The organism is Solimicrobium silvestre (assembly GCF_002976435.1).
In the GTDB taxonomy this organism is placed as follows: Bacteria; Pseudomonadota; Gammaproteobacteria; order Burkholderiales; family Burkholderiaceae_D; genus Solimicrobium; species Solimicrobium silvestre.
This window is the reverse complement of record NZ_PUGF01000010.1, coordinates 102,148-126,356: the sequence shown is the minus strand read 5'-3', so window position 1 is coordinate 126,356 and position 24,209 is coordinate 102,148. Positions and strand designations below refer to the sequence as shown.

Genomic DNA, 24,209 nt, shown 5'->3' with positions numbered 1-24,209 from the left:
AATAATGCCACTGTCGAAAAAATTTACACAATGCCAGACTAAAATTATGTTACTGCCAAACAATTCCTTCAAGGTAATTCAATAAGTACTTGTATCCCAACTACAAAAGAAAAAATTTCACTATTCTGGCGCAAATATTGCTTTATACAAAAACAAACCCAATCTCGTTGTAAAAGGAGATGAGCAATGCTGGAATTCAACAATGCGAACACGCTCAGGATTTCACCAACCTGTGTTGATGATGACATTGTCGGCGTTGCTTGCTTGAATTTTTCACGCTCCTACCTGGCAATAGCCGTACTTACCGGATTCGCATTGACGGGATGCGGTGGAAATCAAAATGATCCGCCAAAAGAAAATACGCTTTCACAGCATGTTGTTTCAACCAGCGAAATACCGGCATTGATCCGTCGCGTGGATCAACTTAGTACCGCACTCAGAAAACAACCGAACACAACGTCAGTTGGCTTGCATAGCGTGGCAGGAACTTATCAGGGCGAGACGAGCGACGGCCGGCTCTGCTCATTGATGGTGGATGAAGATCACCCCGGATTTCAGTTTCAGGTTGAGCGCGAAAAAATAGGCATCCACTGGGAACCGTTAGCCTATGCGGCGAACGGGGCTGTTATTCATAATCTGGAAGATTCCAGCGCGCCAGGTCAGCCAGGCGTTCAATTGACACGATTTACCAACGCACCGATACCGATGACCGAGGTGCTGATTTTACGCATTGGTACCGGCACTCCTGCGTTGCCGCAGATGATCTACCTGCGTACTCAGGGCAGTACAACGAAGACAGTGAAATGCATCTTCGAAAGAAAATAACGCCGACTTACTCAAGCTACACCGTTTTAGTTTTATGGTTTACCTAAACTCGGGAGCACAAAATGACTAGCAACACTCACCTCAACCTTAAAAAAACACTTCAATCGACGGCGTCAACTTGCCTGTTACCTTTGCTATTCGTCTGCGCGCAAGCCCATGCTGGCCTGATCGGTTACCAAGGACAAACGGCGTTCAATGCGGCGATTACAGGCATGTCAACCAACACCACCGATTTTGAATCGATTACTGCGGGAACAATGTATGCCCCCAATACCGGCCCCGCCGGATCTGGCTTTACCCTGGTGCTTACTGGTCCCGATGCGCCGCAATATGCACCGACTGTATCGAATCAGTTCTGGACCACTTCAGGGGTAAATTACCTGGGTCTGAACAATCCAGATTCAGCGCTCGAAGTTGGTGATTCAATGACGTTCAACTTCTCGTCGCCAGTCAGTGGCTTTGGCTTGTTTGTAATCGGTTCAAGCGACGTCGGGCCGGGTGACATCAGCTTAACTTCAGGCGCAACGACCGTCTCTAATGGGGCAGTCGCCGATATCACTGACGGGAATGGCGACTATGCTTACTATATCGGCTTGGCAACCAACGATTTAAGTACGTTTAGCAGCGTCACCATCAGCGACCTTAACGGCTTGAGTGATCGTCTGCTGCCCATCGACATGGATGACGTCACCCTCGCCTCGAATCAGAGCGGGCAAGGTGGATCAGGTGGACCGACAGTACCTGAACCAAGTTCTCTGGCACTTTTCCTCACTGGTGCAGTATTGCTGTCTTTGGCAATTTATCGTCAACGCCGCTTGAAACCCAGCACCACCCGTTTAAATTAACCCCACACATTCACCTCATTAAGGAGAGTAATCATGTTCAGTTCAACTCGCGCTCTTGCTGTAGCCTCATTGTCAGCGCTGCTAGGTTTATCTGCTTTACCAGCCTCCGCGCAAACACCCTATCTCGGTGAAATCAAATGTTTTGGATATAACTTCGTGCCACAAGGCTGGGCGGCATTAAACGGGCAATTAATGTCAATTGCTCAGAATACGGCGCTGTTTTCCTTGCTCGGCACCCAATTTGGCGGCGACGGTATACAAACATTTGCGCTGCCCGATATGCAAGGGCGCACCCTCATTGAAGTTGGTAACGGTGCCGGGCTCAGTTCCCACGTTGTTGGCGAAAGTGCCGGTAATGAAACGACTGGACTAACCATTGCTAATTTACCACCACATACGCATACGTTCGCACCATTGGGTAGTACTAATGATGCCTCATCCGTTTCCCCAGCTGGGCAGGTAGCCTCTTCCAAAGCGCGTACGACTCTCTATACCAGCCCCAGCGGTATCGTAACAATGGCAAGCGGTGTCACCAGCGCAACTGGTAGCGGTGTTCCGATAAATAATATGCAGCCTTATCTGGCAGTGACCTGCGCTATAGCACTACAAGGAATTTATCCTTCACGGGATTAATAATCAATCCAGCCAAATAAAAACCCTGCCGGGCAAATGTCCGGCAGGGTTTTTTATATCAGTTGGCGTGATCAAATTGGGGAAGTCTTGCTAGCCCTTTAGCCCTTCGCTGCGGCAGCAACATTTTTAGCCCAGACCAACGCACTTAAGTGGGCTTGGTTCACGTCTGCCGTTGCGATATGCAGCGACTCTGCCAATGAACCAGCCAAGGCGCTATTTAATTCACACGCTTCAGCCAGAGATAAATAGGGGCCGTAGAGTCCTTCGCGGGTCAGCAATGCCTGCGAGACCATTTCCGGCAATTGCACGGTTGCCAAAACGCGCTCCATCGGCACGTTCAACAATCGGTCCAACAACGAAAACATACCGGCTACAAATAAGTTTTCAGCATCGCCTTTTGGCAAATTAGCGATCCCTAATAACTCGGCAAAACGCCCACGAACGATCGCTGTTTCCATCAACACCGGTGAATAGCCGCTACTGCTAGCGGTTGCCAGCAACACCGATAGCCAACGATATAAAGGGCTATAACCCAGCAATTGCACCGCATGCTTTAAGGATTGAATCGGGGTACGCAAACCAAAGCCCGCCGAATTTATATATTGCAGCAATTTATACGACAAGCCAGCGTCACGGCGCAACACGGCTTCCAGCGACGCAATATCCGCATTTTTTCTGACCAATTCCATCAATTGCAAAATCACGGTTTGCGCGGCATTAATGCCTTTAGGCTGACTATCTTGCTCTGGCCTTGGCGTAAGATGCAGCTTACCGACAAAGGCATCCAACCCTAATGCAGCACAGGCGTCGAAGTCCTGCCATGTGACTAATTGGCGCGCTACCATGCGGATCGATGATTGTTTTAAAGCGGCGTACATTTTGGCTTGCGCCGCAAAATCAGTCGCGCTTAAGCGTACTTCGATATGGGAAATTAGCCCAAGAACTGTTTTATCAAGGCGGTTAATGTCGGCACCACGCAAGCAGATTCCATAACCTTGAGCACGTAATTCTTTTACAGCTTCCAGCGTTGCTTCATCAGCCAGATACGATCTTCTGATGGTGAGAACGGTGTTAGCTGGTGGCAGTAATTTCAGTGCAGGGAGATGAAACAAAGCGGGCACAGTTTCTAGAAACAATAAACTGTCTGCCAGTAACCAACCTGTGTCATTGTCATGAAACTGCTCTACCACAAACACCAGCAAGGAATTTAACTCTTCCACGTTGAGTGGTTCAGTATTTTTTTGCTGCCAGCTTAATTCATAACCAATCACTTGTTGTTTAGAATTAAGCAGAGGTTCTCTCAGTATGAAGTTTACATCTTCCATGATAGCTCTTACCAAAGGTTGTGAAAGAATGCATTTAATTTAAAAGCCCAAGCTGTCCAATAAATCATCTACTTGCTCTTGGCCTGCTACCACATCCACTTTATTATGCGGGTTCATTTGCGGGCCATTTAACAAACCTTCGCCGCTACTGCGTTTAACGTCGGCGGGAGAATAATCGATCAGAATCTGGATCAGTTGCTGCTCCATATTTTGCGCTAATTCCGTAATTTTTTTAATTACCTGCCCGGTTAAATCCTGAAAATCCTGCGCCATCATAATGTCCATTAAATGGCTTTTGGTGCTCGATGTATCTTGGTTTGTGCTACTCAAGTAAAGTAGCGTTTGTTGCGCTAAAGCGCGGTAAGCGGCTTCAGTAAACTCCGCTTCCATTAGCGCTTTCCATTCACCGCTTAATCCTTTGGCTCCTGTATCAATTTTTTCTTGTAGTGGTATTGCTGCGTCAGTGGCATTTAATACTTTCTGAGCCGCCTCTTCAGATTTTTTAGCGACATAATCCAACCTGTCTCGCGCATTGGGGATATCTTCCGCCGCATTCTTCAACAGTTTATCCAGACCCAAGCCGCGCAAACTGTCATGCAAAGTCCGCGTCATATGACCAATGCGAAGCAACACATCATCTTGCTTCACGCCCTCACCCGCGCCTTCATTTGGTGGTGCGTCTTGATCAGCTCCCTGATTAGATAAGCCGCTCATATCAAGCTCCTGTTTGACCTACTTACCTAACTTCTCAAAAATTTTCCCCAGTTTTTCATCCAGAGTCGCCGCCGTAAATGGCTTAACAACATAGCCATTTGCACCAGCCTGAGCAGCAGCAATAATGTTTTCCTTTTTGGCTTCCGCTGTCACCATGAGTACCGGCAATTTAGATAATGCCGGATCAGCACGAATCTGCTGCAACATGGTTAACCCATCCATATTCGGCATATTCCAGTCTGAGATCACAAAATCAAATTGACCATTGCGTAATTTAGCCAAACCCATTGCACCGTCTTCGGCCTCATCAACATTGGTATAGCCTAGTTCTTTTAATAAATTTCTCACAATTCGACGCATAGTAGAAAAATCGTCAACCACAAGAAATTTCATGTTTGGGTCAGCCATAAATACTCCGTGTTTTCATAAAACCAATTTAAATAAAATTTAATTAGAACTGTGCTCATCTATAAATTTAGTTCTAATTTAAAAGATTAGCTAATTTTTTCTAGTGCAATTTGCTTTTATTTGAATTTATTCGCTAAACACGTAATGAACGGCCTCCTTGGGTTGCCAAATAGTTCAGCACCAGCTTGGACAAATCATTTAAAGGCGCAACTTCATGGGTTGCTCCAACCGCAATTGCCTCGCGTGGCATGCCAAAAACAACACAACTCGCTTCATCTTGCGCAAAATTATAAGACCCTGCTTCACGCATCTCTAACATACCGGCAGCGCCGTCTTTACCCATGCCGGTCAATATAACCCCGACCGCATTTTTACCGGCATTTTTTGCGGCAGAGCGGAATAGCACATCAACGGAAGGGCGATGCCGGTTAACGGGTTCATCACTACTGAGCTGAGTGATGTAGTTAGCGCCACTGCGGGCTAATAGCAAATGAGAATGTCCCGGTGCAATGTAAGCATGTCCAGGCAAAATACGCTCTCCCCCTTCGGCTTCATTCACTGAAATTTGGCACAAGGTATCGAGCCGTTTGGCAAACGATTTGGTAAAGCCTTCCGGCATATGCTGGGTGATTAAAATACCCGGGCAATCCGCTGGCATTTTTAATAGAAATGATTTAATCGCCTCTGTGCCTCCAGTTGAAGCACCAACAATAATTAATTTTTCACTACTAATCAGTGGGCTTCGCAAAGCCGGTAAACTACCGCTCGTTCTTTGACTTACATCCGCTAAAAATTGCGCTCTGGTTCTGACTCTGGCTTTAGCGACAATGCGGATTTTATCGGCAATTATTTCGGCATAGTCCATCATCCCGCTTTGAATCGAAATTTTTGGCTTGGTGACAAAATCAACCGCGCCCAACTCTAAAGCGCGCATGGTGATTTCGGAGCCGCGTTCCGTCAACGAAGAAACCATTAACACGGGCATGGGACGCAGGCGCATTAGTTTTTCTAAAAATTCCAACCCATCCATTTTGGGCATTTCAACATCTAAGGTAAGAACATCTGGATTGGTTTTTTTAATCATCTCACGCGCAACCAGAGGGTCGGGCGCAACACCAACGACTTCCATATCCGGTTGCGATGAAATAATTTCGGTCAGGACGCTGCGAATTAAAGCGGAGTCATCCACTATCAAGACTTTGATTGCCATTTTCAAGCCCTCCGCTAAGTTAGATTCAGCCACTTCAGTCAGGTCACGATCGACACATTCCCACTAAAATAAATCAATTTCACCGCCACCCAACGAATCTTTTTTGAGCTTGCCGGCATATTCTAATTCGCGCTGTTTCAATGTGTCGTTGTGGACTACTTTGAGTTTTTTAACCAGTACTTTTCCAGTGCGGGGGAAAAAGTAAACTTTTCTTGGATGAATATCGATTAAGTCTTCAGCAGTAATTTTAATATTTTCCGTCTTCAAATATTCACGCACAAATTTCGCATTACGCTCACCCACATTAATCGAGGTAAAACCGCGTAATACGTTACCTCCGCCAAAAACTTTTGCCTCAAAATTTTCGCGTCTGGCTCCGGCCTTCAATAACTCATTAATCAAAATTTCCATTGCATAAGTGCCATAGCGCATAGAAGCAGAAACGGGGCTATCTGCATCGCCCCCACCGTCTGGCAGCATAAAATGATTCATGCCTCCCACACCGGTAACTCTGTCACGTATACACGCCGACACGCAAGAACCGAGGACGGTCACAATGACCATGTCTTTCCCGGAAAAATAATATTCGCCCGGCAAAATTTTAGCCGCTTCGCAATCAAAAGTGCGATCAAAATAAAAATTGCTGGCCAAGTGCTCTATGCTCATCACGCTCATGATTTAACCTTTTTTATCAGCGCGGTTATAACAATATGAAATGGCGGATTTTTAGCGAGATAGTTCATACACCGTTTTTCCTCGCAAATGAAATAAGTCAGTAAGATAGGAGAAATTTTCTGAATGCCCTACAAACAAAAGTCCATGTGGCTTTAGCAAAGGGGCAAAGCGATGCAAAATTTTCTTTTGTGTCGGCTTATCAAAATAGATCATCACATTGCGACAAAAAATCACATCAAAAGCACCGCTTATCGGCCAACTGTCCGATAACAAATTTAACTGTTTAAATTCAATCATATTGCGCAGCTCCGGCCGCACCCTAACTAAACCATCCTGCTCGCCTTTACCGCGTAAAAAGTATTTTTTAACCCGTTCATTCGACATTTTATCCAAGCGGTCTATGTTATAAACGCCCTTAGAAGCCGTGGACAGAACGTTGGTATCAATATCGGTCGCAATCACAGTTGCCGGCGGATTCAAACTTTTAAAAGCTTCACACAAGGTAATGGCAATTGAGTAGGGTTCTTCGCCGGTAGAGCTGGCCGAGCACCACACTGTAATGGGTTCTTTTAAGCTTGCCGCATACTCAGCCAACAAGGGGAAATGATGTTCTTCCCTAAAAAATGACGTCAAATTAGTGGTTAAAGCATTGGTAAATGCCTCCCATTCTGCCGGATCATGACCGCGCTCTAGTGCATCTAAATACTCGCCAAAGCTTGACATATGCGAGGCTCTTAAGCGGCGCGCCAAGCGGCTATAAACCATTTCCTGCTTGCTTTCAGTCAGTGAAATTCCGGCACGCTGATAAATTAATCCACGCACGCGTTCAAAATCTTTATGAGTAAAATCAAACTCTTTTACTGATTCTGATTTTCCATTACTACCAACCTTGAGCATGGGGATAATCCTTGTAGCGTGTTTTACAACAGAAGTCGTGGAAGAATCGTTACAAGCCCGTCACACGCTAATTGATTTGATGATCAACCAAGCCCATGTCTGGACTGGTCATCAATTTATCAATATCAACCAAAATCAGCATCCGTTCTTCAATCGTGCCCAGGCCGATTAAATAATCCGAGTTAAACGTTGTGTCCATTTCTGGCGGTGGTTTAATTTGCTCTGTCGTCAATGTCGTCACATCGGACACGCTGTCTACCACCATGCCGACAATTCTGCTGTTGATGTTTAAAATAATGACGACGGTAAATTGATCGTAGGTTGGCGTACCTAGATCAAACTTGATCCGCATATCCACGACCGGCACAATAATCCCCCGTAAATTAATGACCCCTTTTACAAACACTGGCGCATTCGCTATCCGAGTGACTGCCTCATAGCCGCGAATTTCTTGCACCTTCAAAATGTCTATCCCGTATTCTTCTTTTCCCAGGGTGAACGCTAAAAATTCACTCCCTGCCACGTCATGGGACAACTTGGTTGAATGGTTTGCAGAATGGTTCTCTGCCTGCGAAGATGGCAACATGATTTGCTCCTCAATCTAACAATTAATTTATCGAGTCGTTCTCAATAATGCGGAAACATCCAAAATTAAAGCAACGCAACCATCACCTAAAATAGTGGCTCCTGAAACGCTAGGAATTTTTTTATAATTGGACTCGATATTTTTAACAACCACTTGCTGCTGCCCGACCAGCTCATCAATAAACAGAGCAGCCTGTTTACCATCAACCTCTAAAATCACCAAAATTCCCTGACACGGATCCGTATATTTTGCTTTAATTTCAAACAGCTGATGCAAGGCGATCAGAGGCAAATATTCATTTCTCACCTTCACAACCGTACCTTTACCGCTAATAACTTTAATATCATCCGCCACAGGTTGAAGTGACTCAACGACATAACCCAACGGCAAAATATAGACTTCCTCACCAACCCGAATTGACATGCCGTCGAGAATTGCCAGGGTAAGCGGTAAAGAAATAACGATGGTAGTGCCAAAGCCTTTAGCGGAACGAATATCAACGACGCCACCCATATTGGTGATATTACGTTTCACCACATCCATCCCGACACCGCGCCCAGACACATCCGTTACCACTTCTGCAGTTGAAAACCCCGGTGCAAAAATGAGCTGCCAAACATCAGCGTCGGGCATGTTATCTGGCGCAACCAAGCCCTGTTCCCGCGCTTTAGCAATAATTCTGTCGCGGTTTAAACCACCGCCGTCGTCGCTCACTTCAATGACAATGTTCCCACCTTGATGGGATGCCGATAAAGATAACTTCCCTGCCTCATATTTACCCTCAGCTAACCGTACTTGGGGCATTTCTATGCCGTGATCAATACTATTTCTAACCAAATGGGTTAATGGATCAACGATACGTTCGATCAATCCTTTATCCAGCTCAGTCGAGGCACCATACGTCACAAATTCAACCTTTTTCCCCAGCTTGGAAGCCAAGTCACGCACCATGCGTGGAAAGCGGGAGAAGACATAATCCATCGGCATCATCCGAATCGACATGACCGCCTCTTGAAGGTCACGGGTATTTCTAGTGAGCTGGCCGATGCTGCTTAACAAGCGTTCATGCTCTAGCGGGTCTAAGGTGGCGGTACGCTGCTCTAACATGGCTTGCGTAATCACTAATTCGCCGATCAGATTTATTAACTGATCGACCTTTTCTATACCAACCCGAATAGTGGTGGACTCTTGATTTCCCGCTGCTTTGTCTCCGTCTTTTTTGGTTGCAGTGTGATGCTCGGCGGAGCCATTTAATTGCGCATGCTCTGCTTTGTCCGACTTATTTTCCGACTTAGCAGGAAGACCCTTCATTAATTCACCCGGAGTTCGATCGAGAGCAAATGCCGGATCAATAGGTTCAAAAAATCCATAACCGAGTTTTTCTTCATCCGGCTGTTCATCACCCGGCTTCTCTATTGGATCAAAAAATCCATAACCTAACTCATCCTCATTGGCCTCTCTGGGAGGTATATTCGCTATTGCAATTTCAGTGATAAACAAATCTTCCGGGTCCAAAATGAACGAGCAAATAGCGATAATATCGTCCGGCACCGCATTGGTATTTAAGACGAAGGCAAACCGATGGTCATCCAATGCTTCTTTGCTGATGTCACCTAACAAACTGAGCTCTTCGCCCAGGGTTTCCAGATCTGTTTCGGAAACTTTAGGAAATTCCACCCGATAACATTTTTTATATTGTTCTTTTGAGTTTTTCGGTACGGCCTTTTCCACCTTCGGTGGAGGTGCAATCTTCGTTACTGAATGTTGTGCCAGCGATTGCAACATCATCCGCACATCTGCTACAGCTTCCTGATCTACTTCAGCACCAAATTTATGTCCATTCAATTGCATTTTCAGAATATCTTTAGCGACCAGAAATGCATCAACATGTTCTGAAGTAATCGCCATCTCACCTTTGCGGATATTGTCTAATAAGGATTCTAAAAAATGCGTCACATCGGACATATCCGTTATGCCAAAGGTCGAAGCACCGCCCTTGATGGAGTGGGCAGTTCTAAAAATCGCATTTAAATCTTCACTGTCTGGCTCAGCAATATTGACCGCTAAAAGCAGCTTTTCCATTTCAGCCAGCAGTTCTTCAGCCTCATCAAAAAAAACCTGATAGAACTGACTCATATCAATCGACATTACCCAACTCCCTGATTTTGTTAATCTTCAGAATGTCTACGCAATCATTTCAATTAACCAATCACTTTTTTTACTACGTCAGTCAGTTTTTGCGGATCGAAGGGCTTTACCAGCCAGCCATTCGCGCCGGCAGCACGACCTTTAGCTTTCATATCATCACCCGATTCCGTGGTGAGCATCAGAATAGGTACTTGCTGATAACTGGGCATGGCGCGCAGTGCTTTGATGAGGGTTAACCCATCCATACGCGGCATGTTTTGGTCAGTCAGCACCAGGTCAACTACTTGCAGACGTGCTTTATCCAATCCGTCTTGACCATCAACGGCTTCAATAACTTGATATCCGGCGGCTTTTAAACTGAATGACAGCATCTGTCTAAGCGAGCCTGAATCATCAACGGCTAATATAGTTTTTTCCATCACGACTCCAACATTCATGTTTGTGGGTAAAACACCCAGACAACACTCTAGAACACTTCAATATCGCCACAATCCATATCTTTTTGATGCACTGCTTTGCGTAATAAATCTTTTAACTCTGAACTCTGTACGTTTAAATTTTTATTTATTTGATTGAGCATATCCACTATTTCATCTTCTTCACCTTCATTGGGCAATACGCTTCCCTCTACTTCCAACTCACTTAACACATTACGTAGGCCAATAATTCGTTGCACTGTTCTGGCTAATAACTGACTGGTTAAATCTTGAAATTGCAAACCTGTTACGGCGCCATTGGTATGTTGCGCAATTTCTTCCTGAAGTAATTTCAAACGTTCAATTTTAGGATTTGTTGCGTCAAAGTCGGCTAATAAGATATCTACTTCTTGCTGCTGCGCGCTGACTGCGGCATGCAAAGCAAAAAAGCTGGCACCTAATTTTTCCACGGCTTCGCCCAGCAAAAATGCGGTCTGAACCAGATCAGTTTCAACTTCCAGCAGATGTTGCCGGCCATGATCTGACACACCCGATAGCAAGCGTTTTACTTGAGACCCCAACATTTTCTTACTTGTCATGATGTACCTGTCTTAGTCTCTAAAATGCACAATGCACTAAGCTATTCATTTTTTACTCATTTGCTACTTATTTTTTACTCATTTACTACTTACTTGCTGGCTCGGGCTTTACGTCGTCGGTCTTTTCTGGCGGACTTTCTGTCGCCGCTGCAGCAGGGGGTCCTACATCAATTGCACCACCATCTTGTGAAGCTGAAAGCTCAGCTTGTTTATTCATCACAAGAATACTTATCCGTCTGTTAATTGGATCTAAAGGATTTTCTTTATTAAATAGAACAGCAGAAGATAAGCCAACCACTCGCAATACTTTGCTTTCATCCATACCGCCCGCAATCAACTCTTTGCGTGACGCATTGGCGCGATCAGCTGACAACTCCCAGTTGCTGTAACCACGCCCGCCACTGGAATAAGGTGTGGCATCGGTATGTCCTGACAAACTGATACGATTCGGCACCTCATTTAAAGCAACGCCGATTTCGTCCAGTATTTCTTTAGTATAGGGTTCCAATTCAGCTTTTGCCGAAGCAAACATCGGGCGATTCTGGTCATCTAGTATTTGAATCCGTAAACCATCGGTTGTCATATCTAGCTGTAGCTGTTTTTTGTATTGTTTCAAGACGGGATTCGCATCAATAACAGCTTCTATTTTCTCTTTTAACGCCTTTAAGTGTGCCGCATCGGCTAGAGCCAGTGCCGCTTCAGCGTCTTTTAAATTGTAATTTTTCTTATTTTTTGCCGCATCGCTTTTCTTAACCTGCCCTTCTGACGCCGATAAATCTCTCCCTCCGCCTTTAATTACACTAGAGCTATCGCCTGAGCCTTCGCCGCCGGACATGGCAATTTTCAGCGGCGTTTGAAAATATTCAGCAATCCCCTGCAAAGTACCTTTGGTGGTTGAGCCTAATAGCCACATCAATAGAAAAAACGCCATCATTGCCGTCACAAAATCTGCGTAAGCAATTTTCCAGGCGCCACCGTGGTGGCCGCCAGCTACTTTTTTGATACGTTTGACAATAATCGGTCTCAGTTCTTCATTTGCCATGAATTCCGCCTACTGATTTATTTTGATTTGTTCTGTTTGATGTGATCTTCCAACTCGATAAACGATGGACGCTCCGTTGAATACAGCACTTTTCGTCCAAATTCGATGGCTAACGCCGGTGCAAAACCATTTAAGCTCGCCAATAAAGTGACCTTAACGCATTGGAAAGTTTTTGAAGATTCGTCCAGCTGCTGTTCCAACAATCCGGATAATGGTCCTACAAAACCGTAGGCCAATAAAATACCCAGGAAGGTACCTACCAAGGCATGTGCAATGAGTTCGCCTAACTCCGACGGAGGAATACCGACTGATTCCATGGTGTGCACCACGCCCATTACCGCCGCTACAATCCCAAAAGCGGGTAACCCATCGCCCAGTTTGGCAACAAAATGCACTGGGGCATGCGCTTCAATATGGTGGGTTTCAATTTCGTTATCCATCAGATTTTCAATCTGAAAGGCATCCATGTTTCCAGAAACCATTAAACGAAGGTAATCGCAAATAAATTCCATTAAATGATGATCGTGCACCACTTTCTCGTATTTGCTGAACAGCGGGCTTTCCTCCGGTTTTTCAATATCGCCCTCAATCGACATCAAGCCTTCTTTACGTACTTTACTGAGTACATCAAACAGCATCGTCATCAGTTCCAGGTACATGGTCTTGTTATATTTAGAACCTTTTAATACGCCGGGTAAGGCTTTAAGCGATGCTTTAAGTGTTTTGACGTTATTACCGACCATGGACGCACCAACTGCTGCGCCACCGATCATTAATAGCTCTAAAGGCTGAAATAAAGCAGCTAAATGCCCGCCTGCCATGGCAAAACCGCCAAACACCGAGCCTACTACCAAGATGTATCCAACGATTACTAACACGAGCAGGCTCCCTGAAAAGGTTATAGTTCACCAACTTAAGTTAGACTAAAAATCGCACTGTTTCCATAAAAAAATTCTATTTAAATTCATTATAGAATCCATAAATACACTTTGACGCCGTTTATCCGGCTATTTTCCGGACAAATAATTTGATCGGCATCGACGCCTACAATGGGAAATTCATAACTAATCAGCAATGAACCGGCTTGCATTTCTTGTTTAGCTTTAGCCCACAAACCCGGCATAGCGGCCGGTGATAAGTAGGCAAAAATCACATCGAAGTCAGAAAAATTCAACGCTTCGTAGTTGGCCCGTAAAAATTGCGGCGACTTTCTTTTACCCAACGTTCTCAAATAACTCAACAGCCAGGGCAAGGGCGCAATTTCAACGCCGGCAAACTGACTTTCCGGATTTCTTTTGGCTAGATAGAGCACCAGACCACCCAAGCCACTTCCAATATCAACGAATGAAATTGGACGTTTCTGTGGCAACAACTTTTCAACTGTCGCCCACACTTTGGGAGTCGATGGAAAATACGGAACTTGGGTGCGGAAAGTTGACCAGTAGAAAAACAGCAGGAAAGAAAAAATGAGGAAATAGAGAAAGGGAGGTAATGCGAGTGCCAGCATAGCGACGATTGCCAAAGGCAGTAACGGTTGCATCACACACCACCACCACGCCAGATTAAAGCAGCGGGTAAGCAGCAAGGTTAATGCAGCGTGGAACAACAGCGTGACGGGCAGGCTTAATTTAACTTTAAAAACTTGCCAAAGAACAGTTAAAACCAGCGCAATAAAACTAAGTGAGGCAATTTGAATGAGTAACGCAACAATAGCGGGTGGAGTTTTATTAAATTGGCGCAGCAAGTGAGTTTTAGCCAAAATGCACCCTGAATAAAGTTACTCCATCACAGAATAGTCTTACCTCTAGTACTTGCGCAAAATTGTTTCAGGCTACCAACTCATAGGCAGCTTTTTCCACTTCTTTGACCTTTTTCAATTTACCGGCGCGGGAAGGCATATGGCATAGTCCGCAAGCGTAATTTTTATGTAAATCATATTTATACGAAACAAAATGACCGCCGCATTTGCAGCAGCAGGCGAGTGACAACATCTTACTTTCAAAGAATCTTACTAAAGTCCATGCCCTTGTCAAAGAAAGCACCTGCTCTTGATTCGGATTGCCGGGCATTTGTTCTAAATAGAGTTTATAGGCTTTAACAATGGCCTCGATCCCTTTGACATCCGCATGCTCAATCAGATATTTATGGATATTCATAAATAACGACGCATGGATATTTGGCTGCCAGGTTAAGAACCAGTCGGTTGAAAAAGGCAACATGCCTTTCGGTGGAGAAACACCTTTTAATTCTTTGTATAGTTTCAGCAGCCGTTCCCTTGAAAGGGAGGTTTCTGATTCCAACAATTGCAAACGTGCGCCTAGATTGACCAATTCAATCGCCAGTTGAATTTCATGCGCTTCAGTTATCACACTTTTCTTGCCCATAATAACCACCCATTATTAACAAGTTTTTACAAAAAAAGGAGCATCGACTAATACGGCTACTCAGTGAATTTCTTCTACCGATTGCCCGGCCATCAATATGGCCGCATGCGATTGTGCCAAAGCACGGTCTTTGTTGTAATTGGTTAGCATGCTAAGAATCGAACTATCTTCAAATCTAAAACGTGCCAGCATCATATTTGAGCCAGCCAATTTCAGAATCTGAGCATTGTTCAGGCCTTCAATCAAATCGGCAATTTCTTTGCCTATCCCTAATCGGAAAATCGCCGTAGCCTTGTCAGAACGTATCATTTGCTGTGCCAACATCAGGTAGCTCAAATTTGAGTCACGGATTTCTGCCATCATATCGTTCGGGGTCATGTTGATTCTCCAGGATAATTTACAACTGGCAATTAGTTGCTCCAAAGCCAGTGAGACCATTGTGGAACTTTGTAAATTTACTGAGAATAGGTTCTACGCGGTATTTACGGTAGGAAACAACAGATGGCCGCACATAGGACTTCTTCCTACATGCAGCAAGACTGAAGGCGTTTGCGATTGAAATCAATGCAAACAAGTGATGATGAAACAAGATTTAAAAATTTAATGCATTCAGCATGTCCAAAAAAAACACAATGAAATCAAATAATTAGCTACACAAACGACGAAACCTTGTTACTACAAACTATTAACGGCACACGACTATGCCGACTTTAGGAAATTTTGAAAAATACTTAAACTATTTTTTCCTGGCCTATTCTGCCAGCGAATATTTATCAGCATTTCTTAATTAACGACACAAAATAACGCCACTTTAGCAATTAACGTGGCGTTTTTTGAGATGCAAAATAAGATTTTAATAAATTAGATACCGGTGTATTTTTATTTAAAATACACCGATTAAGCAGGATTTACTTAGGAAAGTATATATACCATACATTTTTTTGTTTTTAGTCGGCTAGAGAGCCGTTAAATACGTTAAAAAAATAGCGGCAACGTAGGGAGTATATAAACTGACTAATTTGCTGTGATATTGACTTATTTCCCCCAACTATTTAGCGGAAAAACGACAAACTAGCTATTCCAGACACAAGTACCACGTACAGCTTTATCCAAACCCACGAGTGACTGCTGGTGTGCGGCTAATTCTTCTTCATTGGCAGCTTGCACCAAAATGGTTGCTAAGGGCTGTTCATGCGCCGCATCGCTGTTATTAGCATTGGAAGAGTGATCTTCCTCATCAATCACAAAACTATTTTGCCCGCGTGACATCGCCAAATACACGTCTGCCAGCAATTCAGAATCAAGTAACGCGCCGTGTAATTGGCGGTGCGCGTTGGAAATGCCGTAACGGTCGCATAAGGCATCGAGCGAGTTACGCTTGCCGGGATGCATTTCCTTGGCAGTTGCCAAGGTATCGACGACATTCAACACTTGGCTGGTGAAGCTGCTCAGTTTCAGTTTTGCGTATTCCGCATCCAGAAAACCCATATCAAATGAGGCATTGTGAATAATCAGTTCTGCGCCTTGTACATATTCACTCAAGCTGGCGGCGATATCGGCGAATTTAGGTTTGTCCGATAAAAACTCAGTCGTTAGTCCATGTATTTCTAACGCACGCGGATCAGAATCGCGCTCTGGATTGATATACACGTGAAAATTATTACCTGTTAATTTACGGTCGATCAGTTCGACGCAACCGACCTCAATTACCCGGTCACCGGTACGCGGATTCAAACCGGTTGTTTCGGTATCTAAGACTACTTGACGCATACGTTCTTTCAATTTTTTCTTTAGGATTTACGCAATTCAGGTGGCGCGTCGGTCTAGCATCGCACGCGCCAACGTTCCGGCATCCACGTATTCAAGTTCACCACCAACAGGCACACCTCGGGCTAAGCGCGTGACGGTTAAGCCGCGGGCTTTTAAGGTTTCGCCCAGATAATGCGCGGTCGCTTCACCTTCATTGGTGAAATTGGTGGCAAGTACCACTTCCCGCACCACGCCATTGGAAGCACGCTGGACCAGTTTAGTTAAATGGATGTCTTTCGGACCCACGCCATCTAAGGGTGACAAGCGTCCCATTAAAACAAAATACAGACCTTTAAAAGTCATGGTTTGTTCTATCATCAGCAGGTCGGCGGGGGTTTCAACAATGCACAGCAAGCTCGTATCGCGCTCGGCATCCAAACAGGTTTCACACACGCTCAGCTCGGTGAAGGTATTGCACAGCTCGCAATGTTGAATTTTGGTGAGTGCTTCCGTGCAGGCATGGCCGAGCATGGACAAACCGTCCCGGTCATGCTGCAACAAATGAAATGCCATGCGTTGTGCTGATTTTGGTCCTACTCCAGGTAAGCGTCTTAACGCTTCAACCAAACCATCTAAGCTGGCGTGTTTTTTCATTTATGTATAATTAGAACGGCAGTTTAAAACCAGGCGGCAATGGCAAACCGGCGGTTAATCCTGACATTTTTTCTTGCGAAGTTGCTTCTGCTTTACGGATCGCATCATTGACGGCAGCTGCTACTAAATCTTCCAGCATGTCTTTGTCGTCACTTAACAAGGATGGATCGATCGTAATACGCTTCACATCGTTTTTGCACGTCATCACAACTTTAACCAAACCCGCGCCAGACTGACCTTCAACTTCAACCAACGCTAATTGATCTTGCGCTTTTTTCATATTGTCTTGCATGGCTTGAGCTTGCTTCATCAAACCGGCTAATTGACCCTTCATCATTTCACTCCTCCGAATTACAACGTTAAATTAATTAATTGGCTTAATGGTATTTGGCACTATCGTCGCCCCAAATTCACGCATCAAACCTTGCACTAACAGATCATTTTTTATCGCGCCTTCAGCCGCATCTTGGCGCACTGCACGTTCAACGATTGCTTCAGCGTGCGCGGTGCGCTGCACCTGACCAATTTCTGTTGTCAGCTTAACTGGCACAGTAAAATGTTCGCTCAAGACACTGGCTAATTTATCCGCACTACCCGCAGTTAATAAGGTTTCTAACGGCACACGCAGACCGAATGTGATGACATGCGGCGTTACCTCACAACTAAGCAACTCACTTTGTTGTGCCAACTGCTGAGCCACGCCACGCAATGACAGGCCAGCGGAAAGTCGCGGCCAATTACCATCCCACTCGCCACCGGACAATAATGATACGCCTTGTATTACTGGGGCTGGCGGCAGAATTGGCGCTGCTGGTAATGATGTTGCTGGTGCTACTGCACGTACTGGTTCAGTTTTAATCTCGGAATTAAATTCAGCTTCCGCATTTAATTCAGTTTTTTTTTCAGCCAACACCGTTACAGGTGCAGCGGAATCTAATTCTTCCCAAGGCAAGGGAGCGGGCGGTGTTGCAGAAGCGGGCTCCACATTACGCCCTGCGCCGCGCCGACTATTGAGTGCGGCTAAAGCGGCCATGGCCGGATTGATTTTAGCCGGAGCTACACCTTCAACACCAGTACTGGTGCGGGCTTGCGCCTGAACTTGAGCTGGCATCGCAACCGGTGCCGGTGCTGGGCGTGAGGGATTAGCGGCAGGTGTAGCAACAGCTGATCGCATCGCAGCGGATGCCGGATTTGAGGTCACGTTTGAAGATGATTTGGCCGCAGGCGCAGACAACATTGCCGCCGCTTCGCCCGTCACCGGACGGAAAGCCAACATGCGCAATAAGGTCATGCTAAAGCCGGCATATTCATCGGGTGCCAGACTTAATTCATTCCGGCCATGTACTGCAATTTGATAAAAAAGTTGAATTTGCTCAGCATCAAACAAGCTTGCCAGACGCAAAATTTCAGCGCGTTCCGGTAAATCATTCGGTATCGCTGCCGGCACTAATTGCGCAATACTTAATTGATGCAACAAGCTAGCCAGATCTTGCAACGCCGCTTTATATGACAAGCTACGGGTCGCCATTTGATCTGCCACCGCTAATAATCCAGCGCCATCTTGTTCTGCCAACGCGTCGCAAATTTTAATCAAATAGGTTTGATCAAGTGCGCCCAACATGCCTTGCACCGCTTCTAAACTAACTGTACCGGCAGCATACGCAATCGCCTGATCGGTCAGCGATAACGCGTCACGCATCGAGCCTTGCGCGCCTTGCGCCAACAAACGTAGCGCGGGCAATTCAAATTGAATCGTTTCTTGTCCGAGAATATTTTCCAGATGCCCAACGATGGCAGTCAGCGGCATTTGCTTGAGATTAAACTGCAAGCAGCGCGACAGCACGGTGACGGGAATCTTTTGCGGATCTGTGGTGGCTAAAATAAATTTAACGTGCGCTGGCGGCTCTTCCAATGTCTTTAACATCGAGTTAAACGCATGATTGGTGAGCATGTGCACCTCATCAATCATATACACTTTAAAGCGCGCATTGCTGGGCGCGTACACCGCTTGCTCCAGCAATTGCGCCATTTCATCGACACCGCGATTTGAGGCGGCATCCATTTCAATGTAGTCAACAAAGCGGCCGGCATCTATCGCTACGCAGGCGTCGCAAACGCCGCATGGATTAGCGGTAATTCCAGTTTCGCAATTGAGTGACTTGGCTAAAATCCGCGACAAGGTGGTTTTGCCCACCCCGCGTGTTCCGGTAAATAAATAGGCGTGATGCAAACGCTGCTGTTCTAAAGCATGCGTTAAAGCACGTACGACATGCTCTTGCCCCACCAAAGTCTGAAAACTTTTGGGGCGATATTTGCGGGCGAGGACTTGATATGACATGGCCGTGATTCTAACCTAAAAAGACGGTTTAGCACCGGCCAGAATGGGGGAAATAAACGAATTATTATATTTTTTAACATACATAAAGCAGCGCAAGGGTTGCGTGATGGTGACGCAGGGGTTTCGTTAAGCATGCATCACGCCTGCGTAACGATTTCGCCCCCGCGGGCGAAATTCCTTAGCGACCATCTTTATCCCACACGCACACCAACTTACCTAGCCAACCAAACTCTCCAACCCTTCGCTCAACTCACTTATACCCGGCATATCGGTCAGTATCATGTCGATTCGGATATTTAATTTAGCTGCCACCTCAGTAGGGAAAGTAGCCTGCATCTCCTCGGCAGTAAGGTCATGTTCAAACGCTCGGGAACGCCATGCGGCCAAGTGAATAATCCCGGCCATTGGATCAAAGTTGTCATGTTCCAGTGGATGCGGGAAACAACGAATTGCGGTACCGAATTCATCAGGGAATTTCCAGCGCACCGCCAATTCCGCACCCACATCGGCAAAATTATAACCAAACGATTTGCTTTCAATGTCAAACCGGCGTGCATCTAAAGCACCCGCTATTTTATCCACTTCCATCATTTCTTCCGGCATGGCGGCATGCATCACCAGTTGCCCAATGGCGTGCATCATGCCGACCGTAAAAGCAAAATCCGAATTAGTTTTTTTCTGTTTGGATAACCATTTAGCAATAACTGCGGTGTGCATGCTGTAGCGCCAAAATTTCTTCAAATCGAAACCGGAGACGTTTTTAAAACCATTGGTCAGCCCGGTGGAGACCACTAAAGTACGCACCGTCATAAATCCCAGCATCAACACGGCATCATCAACAGTGCCGATACTGCGCGAGACATGGTAATAAGAAGAGTTGGCCAATCTGAGAATTTTGGCACTTAATACTTGATCAGCAGCTAATTTTTGCGCAATATCTTCAACGGAAACGCGATCATTATTAAAACTATCAATAACCTCTTGAACAACTTTAGGAATCGTTGGCAGTGCATGTTGTTGTAAAAATAATGCATCGAAGTTCATCGCTTTCCCCTTTGGTTAGAATCCTGAGATCTACCTTAGTTTTAGAACATTTCCAGCACTATTTCAACAGTAATTGCCAATACATAACGTCAATCCATGCGTTCTTTTTAAAACCAACTTCCTTAAATTGCGCCACCGGCTCGAAACCAAATTTTTTGTGCAAGGAAATACTAGCTAAATTAGGCAGGGCAATCCCGGCAATTACGGTGTGAACGTTTTGCTCTTTTAATGCATTGATCAATTCAAGATAGAGCAAGCTTCCTATACCCTTAGCCGCTACATCAGAACCAAGGTAAATAGAACTCTCCACCGCAAAACGATACGCATGCCGAACCCGCCATTTACTTGCGTAGGCATAGCCCAAAATCCGCCCATTCAATTCCGCCACCAGCCACGGGAAACTTACCGTCACGCCCACAATCCGCTGCGCCATTTCATCTTCGCTAATCGGCTCTTCTTCGAATGAAATGGTGCTATGCAAAACGTAGTGATTGTAAATAACGCAGAGTGCGCCAGCGTCAGCAATCGTCACGCTGCGCACCAAGATATCGCTAGCATTTGGACTCATGTTATTCCTTGCTATCGATATCTAACTCAGCCAATTTTCGGGTGATTGTATTGCGACCGATGCCTAGCCTGATCGCTGCTTCATTTTTTCGGCCGTGGGTAAATTTCAGCGCAGATTTAATTAAAATCGTTTCAAATTGCCTGGACAAGTTTCCCATCACATCAGGCTGATTTACTTCCAACATGGCCGCCGCTTCACTCTCCAGCAAAGACTGCCAATTGGCAGGTAGATTTGTGTGATCAGTAGCATCAACCAATGGCGCTATTGCATTAACGGCCGCTTGTATATCCGGCGATTGTTGATGAGGCACTGAAACTCCAGCACGCTCCAACAACTCAGGCGGCAGATCTTTAATTTCGACAGTCTGACCGGGTGCCATCACGACGATCCAGTTGCATAAATTTTCCAGCTGACGGACATTTCCCGGCAACGTTAACTGACTTAAAAACTGCATCGCCGATTCGCTCAGGCGCTTGCTTTCAACACCCAGTTGCAAAGCACTTTGCATGAGGAAATGGCGAGTTAAAATCGGGATGTCTTCGCGTCGCTCACGCAAACTAGGAATCCGCAGCCGGATCACATTTAAGCGATGGTACAAGTCTTCCCGAAATAAACCTTGTTGTACCCGATGTTCTAAATTTTGATGGGTCGCCGCGATCACGCGCACGTTAGATTTAATTGGCTGATGTCCACCAACCCGATAAAAATGACCGTCTGAAAGTACCCGCAACAAACGCGTTTGCAGATCAAATGGCATATCGCCGATTTCGTCCAAAAACAGCGTGCCACCTTCGGCCTGTTCAAACCGTCCACGACGCGCCGTTTGTGCACCAGTAAATGCACCACGTTCGTGCCCAAACAATTCTGACTCAAGTAAATCTTTAGGAATGGCAGCGGTATTTAACGAGATCATCGGCTGCTGCGAACGCGGGCTATGTTTGTGTAATGCGCGCGCAACCAGCTCTTTACCCGTACCCGATTCACCGGTGATTAACACCGTAACATTCGATTGCGCCAAGCGGCCAATCGCCCTGAAAACATCTTGCATCGCAGCGGCCTGACCGAGTATTTCCGGTGTTTCGGACGACAATTGCTCAACACTTATTTCGCGCAGGCTTTCTTCCAGAGCACGTCGAATTAACTCAACGGCTTTATCCAGATCAAACGGCTTGGCTAAGTAATCGAATGCACCACCTTGGAACGCGGCTACTGCGGAATCCAGGTCGGAAAAAGCCGTCATGACTATCACCGGCAAACCGGGATGCACTTCTTTTACTTTTTGCAATAAGGTTAAACCGGAAATTCCGTGCATACGGATGTCAGATACCAACACTTGCGGAGCTTCGTGCTCCAGGGCGGCGAGTGCATCACGTGCATTACTAAAACTGCGCGTCACCAAATTTTGTCGTGCCAGGGCTTTTTCTAGCACCCAGCGTATCGACTCGTCATCATCCACTAACCAGATTGGTTTCATATTTATTTTTCTCGCTTAAGGAAGCGGAATTAGCACTCTAAAATCCGTGACGCCCGGCCGACTCTCACATTCAATCACGCCTAAATGCTGCTGTACAAAAGTTTGCGCCAACGTTAAGCCCAAACCACTGCCGCCGTCGCGGCCAGACACTAAAGGAAAGAAAATGCGATCAACAATATCGGCCGAAATTCCCGGTCCATTGTCAATGATATGCAAGTCTAATGCCAGCCTGTAACGTATCTTGGCAATGGTCACTTGGCGCACTACCCGCGTTTTAAAAATCAGCTCGGCATCGCCCAGTTCTATCCGTTCCGCCAAGGCTTGCGCTGCATTGTGGGCGATGTTTAAAACACTTTGAATCAGCTGTTCTACGTCGCCACGAAAATCGGGAATCGATAAATCGTAATCACGTTGAATGGTTAAGCCCAGCGGGAACTCCGCCATAATCAAACTGCGTACCCGCTCACAGACTTCATGAATATTCACATCACCGACGATGTGCGGCAAACGATGCGGGGCCAATAATCTATCCACCAGCGTTTGCAGGCGATCGGCTTCTTTGATAATGACTTGGGTATATTCGCGCAATTCTTTAGCATGGCGCTCGGGTAATTCCATCTCAAGCAATTGCGCTGCACCGCGAATACCGCCCAAGGGGTTTTTAATTTCATGCGCCAGGTTGCGTATCAGTTCTTTATTTGCCTGACTATGATCGAGCATGCGATCTTCACGGTCTTGCTTGATTTGCTGCACATTCTCACGCAGCTCAATCAACACCGGCGTATCTGAATTATCCAAGACAGTGAAAATACTATGCACTTGCAGCGGTTCGTGGCCGGCGCGTTCTAATATTAGATCCTGGCGCTTGTCGGCAAACTGGTATTCCAGGGCTTGCTCAAAAAGATGCTGCAACTCTTGCCCGTTCATAAAAAGATCGGCCATTTTTTGATTGGAGAGCGACTTAAGCGAGGTCTTGAGTAAATCTTCTGCCGCCGCATTTGCATAGCGAATGCAGCCCTGCCCGTCCAATACCAGCACGCTGGACGCTAATAAATCCAGCCCGGCGAATGAAGCTGTTCTTTCCATGATTCACCATAAAAAAAGGCCGCCTAAGCAGCCGTACTTCCTGAAGCGCTATGCGCGATTAATTCAAACCATTAATTTCACGTTGCAACGCATCGACGTTTTGTTGCGCGCGATTGACATCTTCTTTCAAATTTTCGGTACGCTCTTGGTATTTGGCGTAATTACGTTCACCACCTTGGCGTTCTGGCTCACCGTTATTATATTGGGCGTTCAAATCGGCCAGTTTCTTTTGCTCTGCTTTTAATTCATCAGATAAGATTTGCCGGCGTTCCGCATCACGTTTCTTTTGTGTGGAGTCATCTATTTTTGGAAAGTCGCCAGGCGCTTTTCCAACTTTTTTAGCCGTGGGAGCAGGGAATGTGTTGAGTCCAGGTAAATCAACTTTTTTACAGCCCTTACCCTCACCGACATTGCCAAAGGTTTTTACGCCGTTTGCATCAACGCAAACAAAGATATCGGAATCTGCATGAGCCCAATTGACACTAATAAGAATTAAAGCTGATATTAAAAGTTGTTTCATGGAATGATTCTATTTCATATTGATATGTTAGTGTAAAACAAGAACAACTACATTACCAATAGAAAACAT

The 24,209-nt window shown here is 45.7% G+C and carries 27 protein-coding genes; 3 read left to right on the top strand and 24 right to left on the bottom strand.

The genetic code is table 11. The annotated features are described in order from the left end of the window. The first annotated feature begins 186 nt into the window (after positions 1-186). From S2091_RS11910 to S2091_RS11900, 3 genes are all read left to right on the top strand, one after another. Positions 187-825, top strand: coding sequence for a hypothetical protein (locus S2091_RS11910; RefSeq protein WP_105532098.1), 639 nt, complete (start codon positions 187-189; stop codon positions 823-825). Positions 826-887: 62 nt separating this feature from the next. Next, a complete protein-coding gene (locus S2091_RS11905; protein WP_105532096.1) occupies positions 888-1,670 on the top strand; it encodes a PEP-CTERM sorting domain-containing protein in 783 nt (260 codons plus the stop codon). Between the two features lie 33 nt (positions 1,671-1,703). Then, positions 1,704-2,303: a phage tail protein gene (locus S2091_RS11900; protein ID WP_105532094.1), complete on the top strand. Its 600-nt coding sequence runs from the start codon at positions 1,704-1,706 to the stop codon at positions 2,301-2,303. 98 nt (positions 2,304-2,401) lie between these two features. Here the strand turns inward: S2091_RS11900 and S2091_RS11895 are convergent, their stop codons facing one another. From S2091_RS11895 to S2091_RS11780, 24 genes are all read right to left on the bottom strand, one after another. After that, the gene (locus tag S2091_RS11895; RefSeq protein ID WP_105532093.1) at positions 2,402-3,628 is read right to left on the bottom strand and encodes an EAL and HDOD domain-containing protein; all 1,227 of its coding nucleotides are present in this window, start codon (positions 3,626-3,628) and stop codon (positions 2,402-2,404) included. 39 nt (positions 3,629-3,667) lie between these two features. Beyond that, positions 3,668-4,342, bottom strand: a complete 675-nt coding sequence (gene cheZ / locus S2091_RS11890) for a protein phosphatase CheZ (protein ID WP_105532091.1) — start codon at positions 4,340-4,342, stop codon at positions 3,668-3,670. A gap of 18 nt (positions 4,343-4,360) precedes the next feature. Then, entirely contained in the window at positions 4,361-4,750 is a 390-nt protein-coding gene (gene cheY / locus S2091_RS11885) for a chemotaxis response regulator CheY (RefSeq protein WP_105532090.1), read from the bottom strand. Positions 4,751-4,883: 133 nt separating this feature from the next. Continuing rightward, complete coding sequence (locus S2091_RS11880) at positions 4,884-5,960, bottom strand: protein-glutamate methylesterase/protein-glutamine glutaminase (protein WP_105532088.1); 1,077 nt, start codon at positions 5,958-5,960, stop codon at positions 4,884-4,886. Positions 5,961-6,023: 63 nt separating this feature from the next. Then, on the bottom strand, positions 6,024-6,635 hold the full coding sequence (cheD, locus tag S2091_RS11875; protein ID WP_105532086.1) for a chemoreceptor glutamine deamidase CheD: 612 nt from the start codon (positions 6,633-6,635) through the stop codon (positions 6,024-6,026). A 51-nt stretch (positions 6,636-6,686) separates the two neighbouring features. Next, on the bottom strand, positions 6,687-7,532 hold the full coding sequence (locus S2091_RS11870; protein ID WP_105532085.1) for a CheR family methyltransferase: 846 nt from the start codon (positions 7,530-7,532) through the stop codon (positions 6,687-6,689). Positions 7,533-7,599: 67 nt separating this feature from the next. Beyond that, the gene (locus tag S2091_RS11865; RefSeq protein ID WP_105532083.1) at positions 7,600-8,118 is read right to left on the bottom strand and encodes a chemotaxis protein CheW; all 519 of its coding nucleotides are present in this window, start codon (positions 8,116-8,118) and stop codon (positions 7,600-7,602) included. A gap of 27 nt (positions 8,119-8,145) precedes the next feature. Further along, entirely contained in the window at positions 8,146-10,266 is a 2,121-nt protein-coding gene (gene cheA, locus S2091_RS11860; RefSeq protein ID WP_105532081.1) for a chemotaxis protein CheA, read from the bottom strand. 53 nt (positions 10,267-10,319) lie between these two features. After that, positions 10,320-10,685, bottom strand: coding sequence for a response regulator (locus S2091_RS11855; protein WP_105532079.1), 366 nt, complete (start codon positions 10,683-10,685; stop codon positions 10,320-10,322). Between the two features lie 47 nt (positions 10,686-10,732). Then, positions 10,733-11,281: a chemotaxis protein gene (locus tag S2091_RS11850; RefSeq protein WP_105532077.1), complete on the bottom strand. Its 549-nt coding sequence runs from the start codon at positions 11,279-11,281 to the stop codon at positions 10,733-10,735. A gap of 85 nt (positions 11,282-11,366) precedes the next feature. After that, positions 11,367-12,323, bottom strand: a complete 957-nt coding sequence (motB, locus tag S2091_RS11845) for a flagellar motor protein MotB (protein WP_105532075.1) — start codon at positions 12,321-12,323, stop codon at positions 11,367-11,369. Positions 12,324-12,340: 17 nt separating this feature from the next. Beyond that, positions 12,341-13,201, bottom strand: coding sequence for a flagellar motor stator protein MotA (gene motA, locus S2091_RS11840; RefSeq protein ID WP_105532073.1), 861 nt, complete (start codon positions 13,199-13,201; stop codon positions 12,341-12,343). Positions 13,202-13,290: 89 nt separating this feature from the next. Then, positions 13,291-14,082: a class I SAM-dependent methyltransferase gene (locus tag S2091_RS11835; protein ID WP_105532072.1), complete on the bottom strand. Its 792-nt coding sequence runs from the start codon at positions 14,080-14,082 to the stop codon at positions 13,291-13,293. A gap of 67 nt (positions 14,083-14,149) precedes the next feature. Continuing rightward, on the bottom strand, positions 14,150-14,707 hold the full coding sequence (flhC, locus tag S2091_RS11830) for a flagellar transcriptional regulator FlhC (RefSeq protein WP_105532070.1): 558 nt from the start codon (positions 14,705-14,707) through the stop codon (positions 14,150-14,152). Between the two features lie 60 nt (positions 14,708-14,767). Further along, positions 14,768-15,085: a flagellar transcriptional regulator FlhD gene (flhD, locus tag S2091_RS11825; protein ID WP_105532069.1), complete on the bottom strand. Its 318-nt coding sequence runs from the start codon at positions 15,083-15,085 to the stop codon at positions 14,768-14,770. A gap of 693 nt (positions 15,086-15,778) precedes the next feature. Next, positions 15,779-16,477, bottom strand: a complete 699-nt coding sequence (dnaQ, locus tag S2091_RS11820; protein WP_105532067.1) for a DNA polymerase III subunit epsilon — start codon at positions 16,475-16,477, stop codon at positions 15,779-15,781. A gap of 36 nt (positions 16,478-16,513) precedes the next feature. After that, complete coding sequence (gene recR, locus S2091_RS11815; RefSeq protein ID WP_105532065.1) at positions 16,514-17,110, bottom strand: recombination mediator RecR; 597 nt, start codon at positions 17,108-17,110, stop codon at positions 16,514-16,516. Between the two features lie 10 nt (positions 17,111-17,120). Further along, positions 17,121-17,447: a YbaB/EbfC family nucleoid-associated protein gene (locus S2091_RS11810; RefSeq protein WP_105532064.1), complete on the bottom strand. Its 327-nt coding sequence runs from the start codon at positions 17,445-17,447 to the stop codon at positions 17,121-17,123. Between the two features lie 27 nt (positions 17,448-17,474). Beyond that, positions 17,475-19,448: a DNA polymerase III subunit gamma/tau gene (gene dnaX / locus S2091_RS11805; RefSeq protein ID WP_105532062.1), complete on the bottom strand. Its 1,974-nt coding sequence runs from the start codon at positions 19,446-19,448 to the stop codon at positions 17,475-17,477. A 216-nt stretch (positions 19,449-19,664) separates the two neighbouring features. Continuing rightward, a complete protein-coding gene (locus tag S2091_RS11800; protein ID WP_105532056.1) occupies positions 19,665-20,492 on the bottom strand; it encodes an HDOD domain-containing protein in 828 nt (275 codons plus the stop codon). 58 nt (positions 20,493-20,550) lie between these two features. Next, the gene (locus tag S2091_RS11795) at positions 20,551-21,060 is read right to left on the bottom strand and encodes an arsinothricin resistance N-acetyltransferase ArsN1 family B (protein ID WP_207769688.1); all 510 of its coding nucleotides are present in this window, start codon (positions 21,058-21,060) and stop codon (positions 20,551-20,553) included. Position 21,061: 1 nt separating this feature from the next. Next, entirely contained in the window at positions 21,062-22,534 is a 1,473-nt protein-coding gene (gene ntrC, locus S2091_RS11790; RefSeq protein WP_105532055.1) for a nitrogen regulation protein NR(I), read from the bottom strand. 15 nt (positions 22,535-22,549) lie between these two features. Continuing rightward, positions 22,550-23,620 (bottom strand): nitrogen regulation protein NR(II), encoded by a 1,071-nt coding sequence (glnL, locus tag S2091_RS11785; RefSeq protein ID WP_105532053.1) that lies wholly within the window; start codon positions 23,618-23,620, stop codon positions 22,550-22,552. A gap of 58 nt (positions 23,621-23,678) precedes the next feature. Then, a complete protein-coding gene (locus tag S2091_RS11780) occupies positions 23,679-24,140 on the bottom strand; it encodes a DUF4124 domain-containing protein (protein WP_105532051.1) in 462 nt (153 codons plus the stop codon). Positions 24,141-24,209 lie beyond the last annotated feature (69 nt).

Bases quoted from the DNA above. Each gene is read 5' to 3' on its own strand.
- S2091_RS11780 (WP_105532051.1), bottom strand. From the start codon at position 24,140: ATGAAACAACTTTTAATATCAGCTTTAATTCTTATTAGTGTCAATTGG.
- ntrC (WP_105532055.1), bottom strand. From the start codon at position 22,534: ATGAAACCAATCTGGTTAGTGGATGATGACGAGTCGATACGCTGGGTG.
- S2091_RS11870 (WP_105532085.1), bottom strand. From the start codon at position 7,532: ATGCTCAAGGTTGGTAGTAATGGAAAATCAGAATCAGTAAAAGAGTTT.
- flhD (WP_105532069.1), bottom strand. From the start codon at position 15,085: ATGACCCCGAACGATATGATGGCAGAAATCCGTGACTCAAATTTGAGC.
- glnL (WP_105532053.1), bottom strand. From the start codon at position 23,620: ATGGAAAGAACAGCTTCATTCGCCGGGCTGGATTTATTAGCGTCCAGC.
- motB (WP_105532075.1), bottom strand. From the start codon at position 12,323: ATGGCAAATGAAGAACTGAGACCGATTATTGTCAAACGTATCAAAAAA.
- S2091_RS11855 (WP_105532079.1), bottom strand. From the start codon at position 10,685: ATGGAAAAAACTATATTAGCCGTTGATGATTCAGGCTCGCTTAGACAG.
- S2091_RS11850 (WP_105532077.1), bottom strand. From the start codon at position 11,281: ATGACAAGTAAGAAAATGTTGGGGTCTCAAGTAAAACGCTTGCTATCG.
- cheA (WP_105532081.1), bottom strand. From the start codon at position 10,266: ATGTCGATTGATATGAGTCAGTTCTATCAGGTTTTTTTTGATGAGGCT.
- S2091_RS11895 (WP_105532093.1), bottom strand. From the start codon at position 3,628: ATGGAAGATGTAAACTTCATACTGAGAGAACCTCTGCTTAATTCTAAA.
- S2091_RS11905 (WP_105532096.1), top strand. From the start codon at position 888: ATGACTAGCAACACTCACCTCAACCTTAAAAAAACACTTCAATCGACG.
- S2091_RS11795 (WP_207769688.1), bottom strand. From the start codon at position 21,060: ATGAGTCCAAATGCTAGCGATATCTTGGTGCGCAGCGTGACGATTGCT.
- dnaX (WP_105532062.1), bottom strand. From the start codon at position 19,448: ATGTCATATCAAGTCCTCGCCCGCAAATATCGCCCCAAAAGTTTTCAG.
- S2091_RS11865 (WP_105532083.1), bottom strand. From the start codon at position 8,118: ATGTTGCCATCTTCGCAGGCAGAGAACCATTCTGCAAACCATTCAACC.
- S2091_RS11880 (WP_105532088.1), bottom strand. From the start codon at position 5,960: ATGGCAATCAAAGTCTTGATAGTGGATGACTCCGCTTTAATTCGCAGC.
- cheZ (WP_105532091.1), bottom strand. From the start codon at position 4,342: ATGAGCGGCTTATCTAATCAGGGAGCTGATCAAGACGCACCACCAAAT.
- cheD (WP_105532086.1), bottom strand. From the start codon at position 6,635: ATGAGCGTGATGAGCATAGAGCACTTGGCCAGCAATTTTTATTTTGAT.
- S2091_RS11910 (WP_105532098.1), top strand. From the start codon at position 187: ATGCTGGAATTCAACAATGCGAACACGCTCAGGATTTCACCAACCTGT.
- S2091_RS11800 (WP_105532056.1), bottom strand. From the start codon at position 20,492: ATGAACTTCGATGCATTATTTTTACAACAACATGCACTGCCAACGATT.
- S2091_RS11900 (WP_105532094.1), top strand. From the start codon at position 1,704: ATGTTCAGTTCAACTCGCGCTCTTGCTGTAGCCTCATTGTCAGCGCTG.
- recR (WP_105532065.1), bottom strand. From the start codon at position 17,110: ATGAAAAAACACGCCAGCTTAGATGGTTTGGTTGAAGCGTTAAGACGC.
- S2091_RS11810 (WP_105532064.1), bottom strand. From the start codon at position 17,447: ATGATGAAGGGTCAATTAGCCGGTTTGATGAAGCAAGCTCAAGCCATG.
- flhC (WP_105532070.1), bottom strand. From the start codon at position 14,707: ATGGGCAAGAAAAGTGTGATAACTGAAGCGCATGAAATTCAACTGGCG.
- dnaQ (WP_105532067.1), bottom strand. From the start codon at position 16,477: ATGCGTCAAGTAGTCTTAGATACCGAAACAACCGGTTTGAATCCGCGT.
- cheY (WP_105532090.1), bottom strand. From the start codon at position 4,750: ATGGCTGACCCAAACATGAAATTTCTTGTGGTTGACGATTTTTCTACT.